This is a genomic window from Streptomyces sp. TRM49041 (genome assembly GCF_008271805.1).
GTDB lineage: Bacteria > Actinomycetota > Actinomycetes > Streptomycetales > Streptomycetaceae > Streptomyces.
In genome coordinates, this window is the sequence record NZ_VSRY01000147.1 from 213981 (window position 1) to 227685 (window position 13705).

Here is a 13705-nt window from a genome sequence, read left to right on the forward strand (position 1 = left end):
GTCCGCGAGGCGTCACGGGCGGTCCGCTGCGGCCGACACCTCGTGCCCCAGGCCGGAGGCGGTCGGCAGGGTGACCCGGCCGGTGTCCGCCGTACCGGCGAAGGCCCTCGGGGCGAGGGGTTCGGCGGTCACGAGCAGGGGTCCCACGAGATCGGCGGGGACCGTGGCGTGGGGCAGGGCGGCGGCGAGGTGGGCGGCGGCGAGGGTGGCGATGCCCAGCTCCGGCATGCTGCCGATCTTCACGGCGAGTCCGGCGGCCTCCGCGAGGGCGGCGATCTGGCGGGCGCGGTGGAGTCCACCGACCTTGAGGATCTTGATGTTGAGGACGTCGGCGGCGCCGCGCCGGACGATCTCCATGGCGTCGTGCAGCGACTGCATGGACTCGTCCGCCATCACCCGTGGCCCGCCCCGGCCGCGCAGCGCGGTCATACCGGCGAGGTCCCAATGGGGCAGCGGCTGTTCGACGAGGTCGAGCCCGGCGTCCCCGAGCCGCCCCACGGTGCGGGCGGCGGTGGACGGGTCGTACCCCTCGTTGGCGTCCAGCGACAGCTCCACGTCGTCCGGCAGGGCGGCCCGCAGCGCGCGGACCAGTTCGACGTCCCGGTCGGGTTCCTCGCCGCCCTTGACCTTGATGTGGGTGAAGCCGCGGGCCGCGTACTCGGCGGCCTCCTTGGTCATCTCCTCCGGAGTACCGAGGCCGACCACCCAGGTGGTGGGCACCTCGGTCCGCAGCCGTCCGCCGAGCAGCAGGTGCACGGGCCAGCCGGCCGAGCGGCCCGCCAGGTCGTGCAGGGCGAGGTCGAGGGCGGCCTTGGCGAGGTGCTGGCCGCGGATCGCCGCGTCCATGGCAGCGTGGGCGCCGGCGAGGTCACGTGGGTCGCGGCCGACGAGGGCGGGGGCGACATGGCCGGTGAGCGCGGCGCGCAGACCGTCCAGGGTCTCCCCGGTGTACGCGGTCATGGGGGATGCCTCGCCGAATCCGGTCGTGCCGTCGTCGGCGCGGACCTCGACGACGAGGCTGACGAGTTCGGGGCTGGCCCCGCTGCTGATGGCGAAGGGGCGTCGGTAGGGGGCCCTGACGACATGGCTGCGAATCGAGTCGATCTTCATACGGCTCCTCCGGGTCAGGGCCCCGGCCGCAAGAGCGTGGGGCCCTAGAGACGAACTCGGTAGACGGTGGGCGGCCGGCCGGTCCTTCCCTCCTGCCGGCTGCCGGTGGGAACCGCCACCCCGGCCCGCTCCAGGCGCTTGAGGATGCGCCGGGCGGTGCGCTGCTGGACGGCGAGGTGATCGGCGACGTGCTGCGCGGTGATGCCCGGCTCGGTCCCGTCGCCGACGAGCTCCCGCAGCCGGTCGAGGGTCTGGGGGTTGAGGCCTGCGCGCCGGGCGAGCAGGCCGGTGCTCTCCGGTGCGACGGGCGCGGCACCGCCGTCGTCCTGGGCGATGACGATGTCCACGTCGTCCTTCATGCAGACGACCCCGGCGACCGGGCCGACCGACCGGGCCCGGTTGACGGCCCGGCGGGCCAGCGCCTCCGCCTCGGCGGCGGTACGGCCGAGGCCGAAGCCGACGTGGGCGGTGCCGTGCCGGGCGGCGAGGCCGTCGAGGAACGGCAGCCGGGTGAACTGGTCGGTGGCCTTCTCCAGGGCGCCACGCGTGGTCACCGCGAGGCGCTTCCCGTCCGGCAGGCCGGCCAGGCTGCAGCCCAGGACGGCCAGGTCGGCGGCGAGTTCCTCGTCGGCGGCCGGCGGGTCGACGATGCCCAGCGCGACCTGGGCGTCGCCGCTGTGCGCGCCCGCGGTGGCGAGGACCAGCGCCTGGAGCGTGGCGCGTATGGAGTGCCGGGACGGGGCGAGGCGTACCGCGTGGGTGCGGTGCTCCAGCTGCTGGTGGGCGGAGCCCAGACAGGTGAGGGCGACCGTGGAGCGGTGCAGGTCGTGCGCCGCGAGGTGGAAGTCGACCAGGTCCTGGGAGGTGAGGCCGGGCCGGTACGGCAGGACCCGGACGTGCTCGGTGGGGAGTTTGGCCTCGATGAGGGTCTCCATGACGTCGGCGCGGCTGAGCGTGTCGATGGAGATCCGGGACACGTCGTGGCCGAGCCTGAGCAGTTCGACGAGGGCCCGCAGCAGGGTCGCGCCGCTGTAAGGGACGTACATGGCGGGCCGGTCGACGAGACCCGCTCCGGTGGCGAGCGTGTGCGGGACGACGCCGGTGAACAGGAGGGCGTCCACCCGGGAGCCCGCCTCCCGGACCACGTCGGGGGTCTCGTCCTCGTGCCGGTACGGGAGGGGGCGCAGCCGGGCGGCGCCGCTCCCCTCGGCCACCGCGACGACCCGGTCCACCAGGTCCTCGGGGCCTATCACGCCGACCGTGAGTGCCATCGGCCGGTCTCCGTTCGTCTTCCGGAGTGTTCCGGAGTGTTCCGGAGTGTTCCGGAGTGTTCCGGAGTGGTCCGGAGTGGTCCGGAGTGCTCCGGGGTGCTCCGGGGTGCTTCCGTGCGGCTTTCCGTGGGGCTGGTTGACGCCGGCCCACGGGGGTCCTAATTTCGGCCCAGGCCATAACCGCTCGTCCTGGCGGAAGGATAGTAACCCGATGCCCGAACGGGAAATCCCCTTGCCCACGGTGCTCGATCCGCGTGGCAGGACCATCGGCGAGGAGGAGCGGGCGGCGGTGCTGCGGGTCCTCGACTCGGCGGTGCTGTGCAGCGCGTTCGGGGACGAGGCGCGGTCGCTGGAGGCGGAGATGGCCCGGCTGTACGGGCGCGCGCATGCCGTGGCGTCGAGTTCCGGGACGGCGGCGCTGCATCTGGCGGTGGTGGCGTGCGGGGTCGGTCCGGGCGACGAGGTGGTCACGACGCCGATCTCCGACTTCGGCACCGTGGCGCCCGTCCTGGCGCAGGGCGCGCGGCCGGTGTTCGCGGACGTACGCGCGGAGGACGGCAATCTGGACCCGGACGCCGTCGAGGCCGCGATGACGCCCCGCACGAAGGCGGTGATCGCCGTCCATCTCTTCGGCGGGGCGGCGGACACCGGGCGGCTGCGGGCGGTCTGCGACCGGCACGGCGTCCCGCTCGTGGAGGACTGCGCGCAGGCGTGGCTGGCCGAGGACGGGGCGGGGCGGCTGCTCGGCACGGCAGGTGACATCGCCTGCTTCAGCCTGCAGCAGTTCAAGCACATCACCGCGGGCGACGGTGGCCTGTCCCTCACGGACGACCCCGCGCTGGCGCGTCGTATGCGGCTGTTCATGGACAAGGGCTGGGACCGCTCGGAGGGCCGCATCCACCGCGAGACGGGCCTCAACTACCGGATGCCCGAGCTGGTCGCGGCGGTGGCCCGGGCCCAGCTCGCCAAGGTCGAGGGCGTCGTACGGGCCCGTCGCGAGCGAGCGGGCCGCCTGATCGCCGCATTGGGCGGCCTGGAGGGGGTGGCGGTCGCCGGTGAGCCGGACGGGCACGCGTGGTGGATGTTCCCGCTGCTGGTCGCGGACAACGCCCGCTGGGCGAGGGAACTCGCCGCCGAGGGCGTGCCGGCGCTGCCCGGCTATCTGGAGCGCCCCCTGTACGCCAATCCCGCCGTGCCCGGCGACCGGCCGGGCCTCTGCCCGAACGCGGAGCGCCTGATCGGCCGCACCCTGCTCGCCCTCCCCTGGAACGAGGCGTACAGCGAGAGCGACGTGGACCGCCTCGCCCGGGCCCTGCACCGGGTCCACCGGCGGTCGGGGACGCGTTGAGCGGCGGGACGGAGGGCCCGTACGGCTGCGGCGGTCAGGCCCCGGTGTCGCCTTCCTTGGACAGTTGCTCCAGGCAGGTGACGACCGCGCGCCGCTCCGCGCCCGCCAACGGGGGTCCGTACGGGTCGAAGGCGGCCTCCTCCGGCAGGAGGCCCTCCCATACGGCCGCCCACAGCATGCGCTGCACATAGCCCTCGACGGGGGCGAGGAACGTCACCTCGGCGAACCGGTCGAGGCGGCCCGAGGCCCGTACGAAGGCGGCCGTGTCGCCCGCCGTCCAGGCGTCGAGCACCGCACCGGTCAGTCCCACCCGGGCGGCGGCGATACCGACCAGGGCGGTGTCGGCGCCCCACATCAGGGACGGCCCGAACATCCGGTCCTCGCCCGTCACGACCAGCGCGCCGCTCCCCCCGGCCGCGCGGATCGCGTCCTGGCAGTCGACCGCCCGGTCCAGCGTGGCGATCTTGATCCCGGCAGCGTCTGGCAGCGCCAGCAGACGGTGAATCAGCTCCGGCGGGTACGGGTAGCCGCCGGCCTCGGCGTGCAGGAAGAAGCCGAGCACGGGCAGCCCGCTCGCCACCGCGACCCGCTCGTGCAGCCGCACGGCCCGCTCGACCGCGTCGGGCAGCCCGTGGTAGCGGGCCATCGGGTACACCATCACGGCGTCCGCGCCGAGTTCGGCCGCGTCGGCGGCCATCGCGACCGTGGCGTCCTCGGCGGCCTTCAGGGTCGCGCCCTGCACCGAGCGGGGCACGCCCGCCCCGGCCACCACGGGCACGTCGACGGTGTCGCGCCACAGCGCCAGGACCCGGCGGCGGTCGGTCGCGGTCAGATACAGCCCGCGCCCGGTGTGCGCCCATACGGCGACACCGCCGATCCGCTCGGCGGCGATCCGCTCGGCGTAGCCGCGCAGCGCGGGCAGCCGGACGGCTCCGGTGGCGTCCATGGGGGTGACCACGGCGGGTACGACGGTGCCCCGCAGCCGGCCGGCGAGGTCCTCGGTCGCGGACATGAACGGCCCCCTGTCTGACGGTCTGTCGCCATGGTGCGCGTTCACGCTAGCCTTTACGGCCCGGACCGTAAAGGAAGGAAGCCGCGCCATGCGCCTCGGCCTCTACGTCAACCTGTACGCGGACAAGGCCGACCGGCCCCGGCTCGCCGACGCGGTGGAGCAGGTGCGCCTCGCCGAACAGGCCGGGTTCGCCTGGGTGGTGCTCGGCGAGCGGCATCTGTACCGCCCGGGCTACCACGAGGCGGTCACCTCACTGGCGTACCTCGCGGCGCACACCGAGCGGATCGGCCTCGCCACGGCCGGGCTGATCGCCCCCGTCCACCACCCGGTCCAGCTCGCGGAGAGCCTCGCGCACATCGACGTGCTGTCGGGCGGGCGGCTCACGGCCGGTTTCGTCCTGGGCTACCGGCCGGAGGAGTTCGCCCTGTACGGCACCGACGCGCGGGAGCGGGTGCCGCGGTTCGAGGAGTGCCTGGAGCTGCTGACCCGGCTGTGGACCGAGGAGGAGGTGAGCCACGACGGCCGCTTCACGTCCCTGGACCAGGCGTTCCTGTCGCCGCGCCCGGTGCAGGCCCCGCGGCCCCGGATCTGGAACGGCGGCCGGGTGTCGGCCGCCCTGGAGCGCACGGCCCGGATGTGCGACGGGTGGACGACGTCCTTCAACGAGCTGGACGCGGAGCTGCCGGAGAAGATCGCCGAGTATCTGGCGTACCCGAGGGGCGCGGCCGCTCTGGGCGCCGAGGTCATCGTCTGCCGCGAGGGCTACTGCGCGCCCACCACCCGGCTGGCCCGGGCCGCGTTGGAGGACCCGCTGCGGTCGCTGTACGACGCGTACGGCGACTGGAAGCGCACCTCGGCGGACGCGGAGCGGTACGCGCAGGAGTGGGACGCCATCGCGGCCCGCTCGGTGATCGGCTCGCCCGAGGAGTGCGCCGACCGGCTCGGGCGGTACGAGGCGATGGGCGCGGACGGGGTGGTGCTGCGGATCCAGCCGCCCGGCATGCCGCAGGCGGACGCGCTGCGCGCCATCGAGGCGTACGGCACCGATGTGCTGCCACGGCTGCGGACCGCCGTCCGGCCCGCCGGTCCGGCGGTCAGCTCTTGAGGCCGCTGGTCGCGATGGAATCGGTCAGATAGCGCTGGAGCAGGCCGAAGACGAGCAGGCACGGCACGACCGTGATGGTGGCCCCGGCCATGATCTGGTTGACCGCGACGTTCTCGCCCTCCAGCGTGGCGAGTCCGACCGTGAGGGTCCGCATGCTCGACGACTGGCCGATGACCAGCGGCCACAGGAAGTCGTTCCAGTGCCAGAGGAAGACGAACACGCCGAGCGTCGCCAGAATGGGCGTGATCAGCGGGATGACGACGGTCGTGTAGATCCGCCACTCCGACGCCCCGTCGATCTTCGCGGCCTCGAACAGCTCGTCCGGCAGCTGCCGGATGAACTGCCGCATCAGGAACACCGCCTGCGAATTGGCGAGGGTGGGCACGATCAGACCCCAGTACGTGTCCACGCCGCCGAGCTCGGACACGAGGATGAAGTACGGGATGAGCGTGGCCTGGAACGGCACCATCAGCGTCGCCAGGAACGACCAGAACATCAGCTCACGCCCCGGGAAGCGCTTCTTGGCGAAGGCGTATCCGGCCATGGACGAGAAGAGCAGGATCAGGACGACCGAGACCAGCGAGTAGACCAGCGAGTTGACCGCCCACCGTGGGATGTCGGCGCCCGACAGCACGGCGGAGAAGTTCTCCCAGGTGGCACGGGTGAGATCGAAGGCTCCGGGCAGGGTCTGCCCGCCGGGCGGGGCGAACGCGACCAGCAGCATCACCACGAACGGTGTCATCGTCACCAGCGCCACCAGCACCAGCAGAACGGGCAGCCGCAGTCTCGCCATCACTCGTCCCGTCCGATCAGCCGGCGCTGGATCAGCGAGAACACCAGGACCACCAGGAAGAGGACCAGCCCGAGCGCGCTCGCGTAGCCGAAGTCGAAGAACTTGAAGCCGGTGTCGTACAGGAAGTAGACGAGTGAGTAACTGGCGCGCACCGGCCCGCCCGCCGTCATCACGTACATCGCGTCGAACACCTGGAACGCGCCGATCGCCTCGATGACGAGGACGAAGAAGAGCACGGGGCGCAGCAGCGGCAGGGTGACCCAGCGCAGCCGCTGCCAGCCGGTGGCGCCGTCGATCACGGCCGCCTCGGTGACCTCGCGGGGGATGGACTGGAGTCCGGCGAGCAGGATCAGCATCGAGTAGCCGAAGCCCTTCCAGGCGGAGGTGGCCGCGATGGACGGCAGCACCAGGTGCTCGTCGCCGAGGAAGTCGACGGGGCCGAGGGAGAGGGCGCCGAGAGCGGCGTTGAGGAGGCCGTCCTCGATGTCGTAGATCCACTTCCAGATGACGGCGGCGAGCACGATGCTGGTGACGTACGGCAGGAAGAACAGGCCGCGGAAGAAGCCGCGCAGCCAGACCGTGCGGTGCAGCAGCAGGGCCGTGGCCAGCGAGACGCACACCGTCAGCGGGACGAAGAACAGGGCGTACAGGGCGGTGACGCCGAGGCTGGACCAGAAGAGGTCGTCGTGGAGGAGCCGGGTGTAGTTCTCGGCGCCGATGAAACGCCACTCGCCGCTGAGCCGGTAGTCGGTGAGCGACAGGAACGCCGCGCCGATCGTCGGGCCGAAGCGGAAGACGAGGAAGAGCAGCAGCATCGGGGCCACGAAGAGCAGCCCGATGCGTGCCTCCCGGCGCCGGACGGGCCGCGCCGGCCCGCCCGGCTTGCGGGCCGGGCCGGGCACGGGGACCGGTTCCGGTGTCGGAGCGGTCCTCTCGCCGGCCGCGCTGGCCGTCAACGCTGCCGCGCCAGCAGGTCGTCGGCCTGTGCGGCCGCCGAGTCCAGAGCCTCCTCAGGGCTCTTCCGGCCGGTGAGGGCGGCCTGGATCTCGGGGGCGATCAGCGACATCAGCTGACGCGCGACGGGGCTGGGCTCACCGGGGAAGGCGTACGCGAGGGCGTCCTGGAACTCCTTGGCGTGCGGGGCGTCGCTGGGCACCGTGACGTCGGTGCGCGGGGAGAGGAAGCCGCTCGCCTTGCCCAGGCTCTCGATCTGGGCCGGTTCGGTCATGAAGGCGAGGAACCTCTCGGCGCCCTGGACGTTGCGGGACCTGGCGCTGACGCCGAGGCCGCCGGGGACGCCGAAGGTGACCTGTTTGGCGTTGCTCAGGGGCTTGCCGACGAGGACGTTCTCCGCGCCCCAGGTCTTCCGGGCCAGATCGGCGTCGGCGAGGGTGCCGGCGAAGCCCATGGCGACCTGCTGCTTGCCCAGGGGGTGGTCGGCGAAGGCGTTGGAGTTGGTGAGCGCGGACTTGGGGATCGCGCCGGCCTTGTAGAGGTCGGTGAGGAAGGTGAGGGCGGCGACGCCCTCCGGGCCGTTGAAGGCGGCCTTCTTGCCGTCGTCGGAGAAGACCTTGCCGCCCGCCTGCCACAGCAGCGGGTAGAAGTTCATGTTGAGCGTCGCCTCGTTGCTCGCCGAGTAGTCGAGGGTGGCGACGCCGGCCTGCTTCAGCCTGGGTGCGGCGGCCTTGATCTCTTCCCAGGTGGCCGGGGGTTTGTCGATGCCCGCCTGGGCGAGGAGTCTCTTGTTGTACAGCGTGCTGGTGACGGTGTGGTAGATCGGCACCGCGTACAGCCTGCCGTCGTGGGTGAGGGCGGTCAGCGCGTTGGGCAGGAACGTGTCCTTGGTGTCCTTGACCGCGGCGTCGACCGGGCGGATGGCGCCGTTGCTCAGGTACTGCGGGATCTGGTCCGGGTTGAGCAGCACCACGTCCGGGCCCTTGCCGCTGCCGAGCGCGGTGGCGAGCTTCTCGTCGCGGTTCTCCCAGGGCTGCTGTTCGATGGTGAGCGTGGTGCCGGGCGTCGCCGCTTCGAAGTCCTTCTCGATCCGCTCCCAGTACGCGGAGTTGGCCTGCGGGTCGGAGATCACCGGGTACATCCAGACGGTGACGTTCCTCGATCCGGAACCGCCGTCGCCGCTTCCGCCGCAGCCGGCCAGCACGGAGGCCGCGGCGAGCAGGGCGAGGGGTCTGATGGCGCGCTTGAAGCCTGTGGTCATAGGGGCCTCCGGAAGGGCCTGAAGGAGGATGCGCGAAACCCGGCTGCTTTCGGCCCGGGCTGAAAGCAGCCGGGCTCGATTCGGGCTGTCAATGGGCTCGGCGGTTCAGCGGCGTACGTCGACCGTGTACAGCTGCGGGCCACGGCTGAGGTACAACCGCCCTTCGTGGGCGGTCAGTCGGCGGTGCGGGAAGTTCACCACCAGCTGCGGGTCGCGGGCCGGGAAGCGCGGGTCGACCCGGAAGATCAGCGCGCCGTCGACGGAGACGTACAGTTTGCGGCGGCTGATCGCTATCGAGCCGTCGTTGCTGCGGGTGCCCAGCTCGATGCGCCGTACGATCCGGGGGGTCTTCGGATCGATGGAGAACAGCGAGTGCCCGGCGAGCGCCCAGACCAGGCCCTCGGCGACGACGACGGCGCTTACCGAACCGATCCCCTGGACGAGTTCGAGTTCCCAGAGCTTCTCGGCCCGTTGGACATGCCAGGCGAAGACCGCGCCGGCGGTCCGGGTGGGCGGTGTGGTGCCGAGTCCGCCGAAGATGGACGCGCCGCCGTAGACCACGCCCTCGTCCGCGGTGAGCGCGATGACGGACATGTCCCGGACGACATTGCGGGTGAACGTCGACTCGCCGGTGGCCTTGTCGTAGAGGGCGAGCCCGCCGCCCAGGCGGTTGCCGTACGGGACGGTCCCCACGGCGATCTTCCCGTCCACCTCGGCCAGGGAGCGGGCGCGCGCCTGGAGCTCGGGCTTGAGGGTGAGGCTCACCTCCGGGTTGGCGGGGGTGCCAGGCGGCCCCTCCGGGGAGTACTCCGGGCTGTTCCAGGGCAGGTCGGGGCGGTAGCGGAAGAGCCTCGCGTCGGGGTACTGGCCGATCCAGACCGTGCCCTCCGAGTCGCGCAGGATCGCCTCGATCTGGCCGAAGCGGTGGAAGGTCGGCGTGCCGGTCCCGGTGTCGACCGACGAGAGGCCGCCGTTGAGGAACCCGCCGGCGTACACCGTGCGGCGGCCGCCGCACCCGAGTGCCTGGATGTCGATGGGCTCCTTACGGACCTTGGTCTCCAGGATGGCATGCGCGCCGGTGGCCGGGTTGTAGCGGAACATGTCGCCGCGCCACAGCGTGCCGACGACGCTCGGGCCGGGGTATTCGGGCAGTCCCAGTTCGGCCCAGCCGAAGGAACGGGAGTTCTGCACCTTGCCGGTGAGCAGGAGTCCGGTGCCGGTGTTCGCTCCGGTGGCCGGGTCGTAGCGGCGCAGTTCGCTGCGCTGGATGAAGTAGACGGCGCCGTCCGTGCCGGGCGGGCAGACGCTCAGGCCGTGGACCTCCGGGATGGGGTCCGACCAGGTGCGGGTGGCGAGGTCGAAGACGTAGAGGGGGCTGGGGGCGTCGGAGCCGATGCGCGCGTAGAGCCGGCTGTCGTAGGCGTTGAGGTCGTAGACGGGCTTGCCGGTGACGGAGCCGAGGCCGGGCGGCGTCGGGAGCTCCGTGAAGGTCCCGGTGGCCGGATCGAGTTCGGCGATGTGCGCGGCGGCGTACGAACCGCTGTAGACCCTGCCTCCGGCGCAGGCGATGCTCCGGACGTATGTCTGCCCGGGCACGGCCTGGCCGAAGTCGGTGGTGGCGCGGGTGGCCGGGTCGAAGCGGAAGACGTTGCCGCCGGGGAAGGTGCCGCCCCAGACCTTGCCGTCGGCGTCGGCGTCGAGGCACCAGATGAACGTCTGCCCGGTGACCGGGCGCCCCAGGTCCTCGGCGGCGTCGCCGCCGCCCGGCGTCCAGCGGTACAGATGCCCCCTTCCGTATGTGCCCGCGTACACCCCGCTGGGTGCGGCGGTCACCGCCCAGGCGCCGTCGGCACTCGTGAGGGGTGCGCTGACCAGCAGGTCACCGCTGGCGGGGTCGACGGCGTTGAGGCGGGCGGGCTTGCCCGTCGAGGCGTTCCAGAGGGCCTGCGCGCCGGAGGGGCCGGGGGCGACCGCGCCACCGAGCAGCAGGACGTCGGCGAGGGGCACTCCGGTCAGCTGGGGATCACGCATGAGCTGGCTCCCGGCGGCTTCGGCATGTGCTACGGGAGTGGGGGGCAGGAGAGTCGCGGAGACTACTGCGGTCGAGCCGGCGAGAAACGCGCGTCGCGTCGCCACAGACGGAACACCTCCCTGGAAGGAGAGAGTTACGGCACTAGCCGAAAGTGATACGCCGCAGCTCATGGGCCGTCAACGGTACCGGCCACCCTTCCGGTGTTTTGATCCGACACACGGTCACCTCCGTTGGGTCAGCCGGAGGGGCGACACCGTGGTCACGGGGTGTGCGGAGAACTCCTGGAGCGGGTTATGGCGCTTTTCGGTCAACTCCTCGGCCATACGGGAAGAGACGTTCCAGGCGATGGCCGCCCCGCGCACGGAATCGTTGCTTCCCTATCCCACCGCTTCGGGTCCGGCGGAAACACTCCGAGGCGGCAGGCGGGCCGCTGGCCCAGCCGGGAAGCCGAAGGAAATGCCATTGGTACAGTCGGGAGGTGGACCGCCCGGCCAGAAGGAGGGCGACGGACCATGCCCGTCGACGAACTCGACACCCGGATCCTCCGGCTGCTGATCGAGCAGCCACGCACCAGCGTGCGGGAGTACGCACGGATCCTCGGCATCGCACGCGGCACCCTCCAGGCGCGGCTCGACCGGCTGGAACGGGACGGCGTGATCACCGGCACCGGCCCGTTCCTCTCCCCCGCCGCGCTCGGCCACCCCGTCCTGGCCTTCGTCCACGTCGAGGTCACCCAGGGCCGTCTGGACGAGGTGGGCGACGCGCTCGCCGCCGTACCCGAGATCGTCGAGGCGTTCTCGATCACCGGCGGCGGGGATCTGCTGACCCGGGTGGTGGCCCGGGACAACGGTCACCTGGAGGACGTCGTCCAGCAGCTGATCCGGCTGCCGGGCGTGGTGCGGACCCGGACCGAGATGGCGCTGCGCGAGCGGGTGCCGTACCGGCTGCTGCCGCTGGTGGAGGCGGTCGGACGACGGGCCTCCCGCACACCGCGGACGGCCGGCGGTGAGGCGCGGTGACCGCGGTCGTCTTCGACCTCGACGGCACGCTGGTCGACAGCGAGCCGAACTACTACGAGGCGGGGCGCAGGGTCCTGGCCGACTACGGCGTCACCGACTTCGACTGGGACCGTCACACGGACTTCATCGGCATCGCGACGCGCGAGACCCTGGAGATCCTCAGGGCGGAGTACGGCCTCGGCGCGCCGGTCGACGAACTGCTGGCCGACACGAACCGGCACTACCTGGAGCTGGCACGGACCGGCACCGGGGTGTTCCCCGAGATGCGGGCCTTCGTGGAACGGCTGTACGCCGACGGAGTCCCGCTGGCGGTCGCGTCCGGATCGTCTCCGGCGGCCATCGAGACCGTCCTCGGGGGCACCGGCCTCGCCGGGTACTTCCGGGTGCTGGTGTCGGCCGAGGAGGTGCCGCGCGGCAAGCCGGAGCCGGACGTCTTCCTGGAGGCCGCCCGCCGGCTCGGCGCCGACCCGGCCGAGTGCGTCGTCCTGGAGGACTCTCCGCCGGGCGCCGCGGCGGCCCTCGCGGCCGGCATGCGGTGCATCGCCGTACCGTACGTGCCGGCGACGGCCGACGACCCGGCGTTCCTGCGCGCGGGGCTGCTGTTCCGGGGCGGTCAGAGCGAATTCAGCGCGTCCGCGGCGTACGCGTTCACGGCGGGCCGCACGGGTGGCGGCGGGCCCGGAGGCCGGGCATCGGCGCGCTGAGCGTCGCCGACGGTGCGAAACTGAGTCTCACGGGGTGCGCGGGCACTCGCGCCGACTCCCGTCCCCCACCGGAGCTGCCGTGCGTCATCAGCGGTTCTTCGCAGCAGTACTCGCCCTGTTCCTCGTGGCGGCCCCCGCGGTCCCCGCGGCGGCGCGGAGTAAGGCACAGGGCGAGGAGGTCCCGCGCGGCCCGACGTTCTGGGACCGGGCACTGCAGGCCCTGCTCGACGGGGTGCAGTTCGGCGTCATCATCGCGATCACCGCCGTCGGCCTGTCCCTGATCTTCGGGACCATCCATCTGATCAACTTCGCGCACGGCGAGCTGGTGACCATCGGTGCCACCTTCGCCTTCTTCCTGAACGTCTCCCCCTCCGGGCCTGGCTGGCATCTGATCCCCGCCGCCATCGCCGCCACCGCCTTCGGGGCGGTCATGGGCGCGGCCATCGACCGGGGTCTGTGGCGGCCGCTGCGGGCCCGCGGCACCGGGCTGATCAACATGTTCATCGTCACGATCGGCCTCTCGCTGCTGCTGCGGCACGTGGTGCTCGTGCTGTACGGGACGCGGCCGGGCTCGTACGCCCAGTACGACATCCAGAAGGCGTTCGACCTCGGCCCGGTCGGCATCACCCCCCGGGACCTGACCGTCACCCTGCTCGCGATCGCGACGCTGCTCGGTGTGGCCGCGCTCCTCGGGCGGACCCGGATCGGCACGGCCATCAGGGCCGTCTCCGGCAACCGGGACCTCGCCGAGGCGTCCGGTATCGACGTGGGACGTGTGGTCCTGGTGGTGTGGATGATGGGCGGGGCACTCGCGGCGCTCGGCGGGGTGTTCTTCGGGCTCGTCGAGATCATCAGCTGGGACATGGGCTTCAAGCTGCTCCTGCTGATGTTCGCCGGGGTCATCCTCGGGGGGCTCGGCTCCGCGTACGGGGCGATGGTGGGCAGTCTGGTCATCGGCATCGTCGCCCAGATGTCCACGCTGTGGTTCCCCGTCGACCTCCAGTACGCGTGGGCGCTGCTCGCGCTGATCGTCGTGCTGCTCGTCCGGCCGCAGGGCATCCTCGGCCGCCGCGAGCGGGTCGGATGAGAGGCGGTG

Annotated in this window: 12 protein-coding genes; 5 read left to right on the forward strand and 7 right to left on the reverse strand. The window is 72.2% G+C overall.

Annotated elements, in window-relative coordinates; all coding sequences use genetic code 11:
- Positions 1-12: 12 nt before the first annotated feature.
- Together FVS66_RS21945 and FVS66_RS21950 are read right to left on the reverse strand one after the other, a co-directional pair.
- On the reverse strand, positions 13-1110 hold the full coding sequence (locus FVS66_RS21945; protein ID WP_149182891.1) for an enolase C-terminal domain-like protein: 1098 nt from the start codon (positions 1108-1110) through the stop codon (positions 13-15).
- A gap of 44 nt (positions 1111-1154) precedes the next feature.
- A complete protein-coding gene (locus FVS66_RS21950; protein WP_149182892.1) occupies positions 1155-2381 on the reverse strand; it encodes a hypothetical protein in 1227 nt (408 codons plus the stop codon).
- Positions 2382-2592: 211 nt separating this feature from the next.
- Between FVS66_RS21950 and FVS66_RS21955 the strand changes: the two genes are divergently transcribed.
- Positions 2593-3729 (forward strand): DegT/DnrJ/EryC1/StrS family aminotransferase, encoded by a 1137-nt coding sequence (locus FVS66_RS21955; protein WP_187645645.1) that lies wholly within the window; start codon positions 2593-2595, stop codon positions 3727-3729.
- A gap of 34 nt (positions 3730-3763) precedes the next feature.
- On the opposite strand, the gene FVS66_RS21960 is transcribed toward FVS66_RS21955, so the two are convergent.
- A complete protein-coding gene (locus tag FVS66_RS21960; RefSeq protein WP_149182893.1) occupies positions 3764-4741 on the reverse strand; it encodes a dihydrodipicolinate synthase family protein in 978 nt (325 codons plus the stop codon).
- Positions 4742-4829: 88 nt separating this feature from the next.
- Here FVS66_RS21960 and FVS66_RS21965 point away from each other — a divergent pair, with 88 nt between their 5' ends.
- Entirely contained in the window at positions 4830-5846 is a 1017-nt protein-coding gene (locus tag FVS66_RS21965) for an LLM class flavin-dependent oxidoreductase (protein ID WP_149182894.1), read from the forward strand.
- Here the strand turns inward: FVS66_RS21965 and FVS66_RS21970 are convergent.
- The 4 genes from FVS66_RS21970 to FVS66_RS21985 all read right to left on the reverse strand — a co-directional run bounded on the left by FVS66_RS21970 (position 5836) and on the right by FVS66_RS21985 (position 10885).
- A complete protein-coding gene (locus tag FVS66_RS21970) occupies positions 5836-6639 on the reverse strand; it encodes a carbohydrate ABC transporter permease (protein WP_149182895.1) in 804 nt (267 codons plus the stop codon). The two genes, FVS66_RS21965 and FVS66_RS21970, sit on opposite strands and share 11 nt — an antisense overlap.
- Positions 6639-7541 carry a carbohydrate ABC transporter permease gene (locus FVS66_RS21975; protein ID WP_262387132.1) on the reverse strand — a complete coding sequence of 301 codons (903 nt, stop codon included), beginning with the start codon at positions 7539-7541 and terminating at the stop codon, positions 6639-6641. Before FVS66_RS21975 ends, FVS66_RS21970 begins: the two co-directional genes overlap by 1 nt.
- A 50-nt stretch (positions 7542-7591) precedes the next feature.
- Entirely contained in the window at positions 7592-8854 is a 1263-nt protein-coding gene (locus FVS66_RS21980) for a sugar ABC transporter substrate-binding protein (RefSeq protein ID WP_149182897.1), read from the reverse strand.
- Between the two features lie 105 nt (positions 8855-8959).
- Positions 8960-10885 carry a hypothetical protein gene (locus tag FVS66_RS21985; protein WP_262387133.1) on the reverse strand — a complete coding sequence of 642 codons (1926 nt, stop codon included), beginning with the start codon at positions 10883-10885 and terminating at the stop codon, positions 8960-8962.
- Positions 10886-11398: 513 nt separating this feature from the next.
- On the opposite strand from FVS66_RS21985, the gene FVS66_RS21990 reads away from it, so the two are divergent.
- The 3 genes from FVS66_RS21990 to FVS66_RS22000 all read left to right on the forward strand — a co-directional run bounded on the left by FVS66_RS21990 (position 11399) and on the right by FVS66_RS22000 (position 13696).
- Entirely contained in the window at positions 11399-11905 is a 507-nt protein-coding gene (locus tag FVS66_RS21990; protein ID WP_149182899.1) for an Lrp/AsnC family transcriptional regulator, read from the forward strand.
- Positions 11902-12609 carry an HAD family phosphatase gene (locus FVS66_RS21995; protein ID WP_149182900.1) on the forward strand — a complete coding sequence of 236 codons (708 nt, stop codon included), beginning with the start codon at positions 11902-11904 and terminating at the stop codon, positions 12607-12609. The genes FVS66_RS21990 and FVS66_RS21995 overlap by 4 nt, the downstream gene beginning before the upstream one ends.
- Positions 12610-12688: 79 nt before the next feature.
- Positions 12689-13696, forward strand: a complete 1008-nt coding sequence (locus FVS66_RS22000) for a branched-chain amino acid ABC transporter permease (RefSeq protein ID WP_149182901.1) — start codon at positions 12689-12691, stop codon at positions 13694-13696.
- Positions 13697-13705 lie beyond the last annotated feature (9 nt).

Excerpts from the sequence above, each read along its gene's own strand:
- FVS66_RS21990 (WP_149182899.1), top strand. The coding sequence starts at position 11,399 with ATGCCCGTCGACGAACTCGACACCCGGATCCTCCGGCTGCTGATCGAG.
- FVS66_RS21980 (WP_149182897.1), bottom strand. The coding sequence starts at position 8,854 with ATGACCACAGGCTTCAAGCGCGCCATCAGACCCCTCGCCCTGCTCGCC.
- FVS66_RS21985 (WP_262387133.1), bottom strand. The coding sequence starts at position 10,885 with ATGCGTGATCCCCAGCTGACCGGAGTGCCCCTCGCCGACGTCCTGCTG.
- FVS66_RS21970 (WP_149182895.1), bottom strand. The coding sequence starts at position 6,639 with ATGGCGAGACTGCGGCTGCCCGTTCTGCTGGTGCTGGTGGCGCTGGTG.
- FVS66_RS21965 (WP_149182894.1), top strand. The coding sequence starts at position 4,830 with ATGCGCCTCGGCCTCTACGTCAACCTGTACGCGGACAAGGCCGACCGG.
- FVS66_RS21950 (WP_149182892.1), bottom strand. The coding sequence starts at position 2,381 with ATGGCACTCACGGTCGGCGTGATAGGCCCCGAGGACCTGGTGGACCGG.
- FVS66_RS21955 (WP_187645645.1), top strand. The coding sequence starts at position 2,593 with ATGCCCGAACGGGAAATCCCCTTGCCCACGGTGCTCGATCCGCGTGGC.
- FVS66_RS21945 (WP_149182891.1), bottom strand. The coding sequence starts at position 1,110 with ATGAAGATCGACTCGATTCGCAGCCATGTCGTCAGGGCCCCCTACCGA.
- FVS66_RS21960 (WP_149182893.1), bottom strand. The coding sequence starts at position 4,741 with ATGTCCGCGACCGAGGACCTCGCCGGCCGGCTGCGGGGCACCGTCGTA.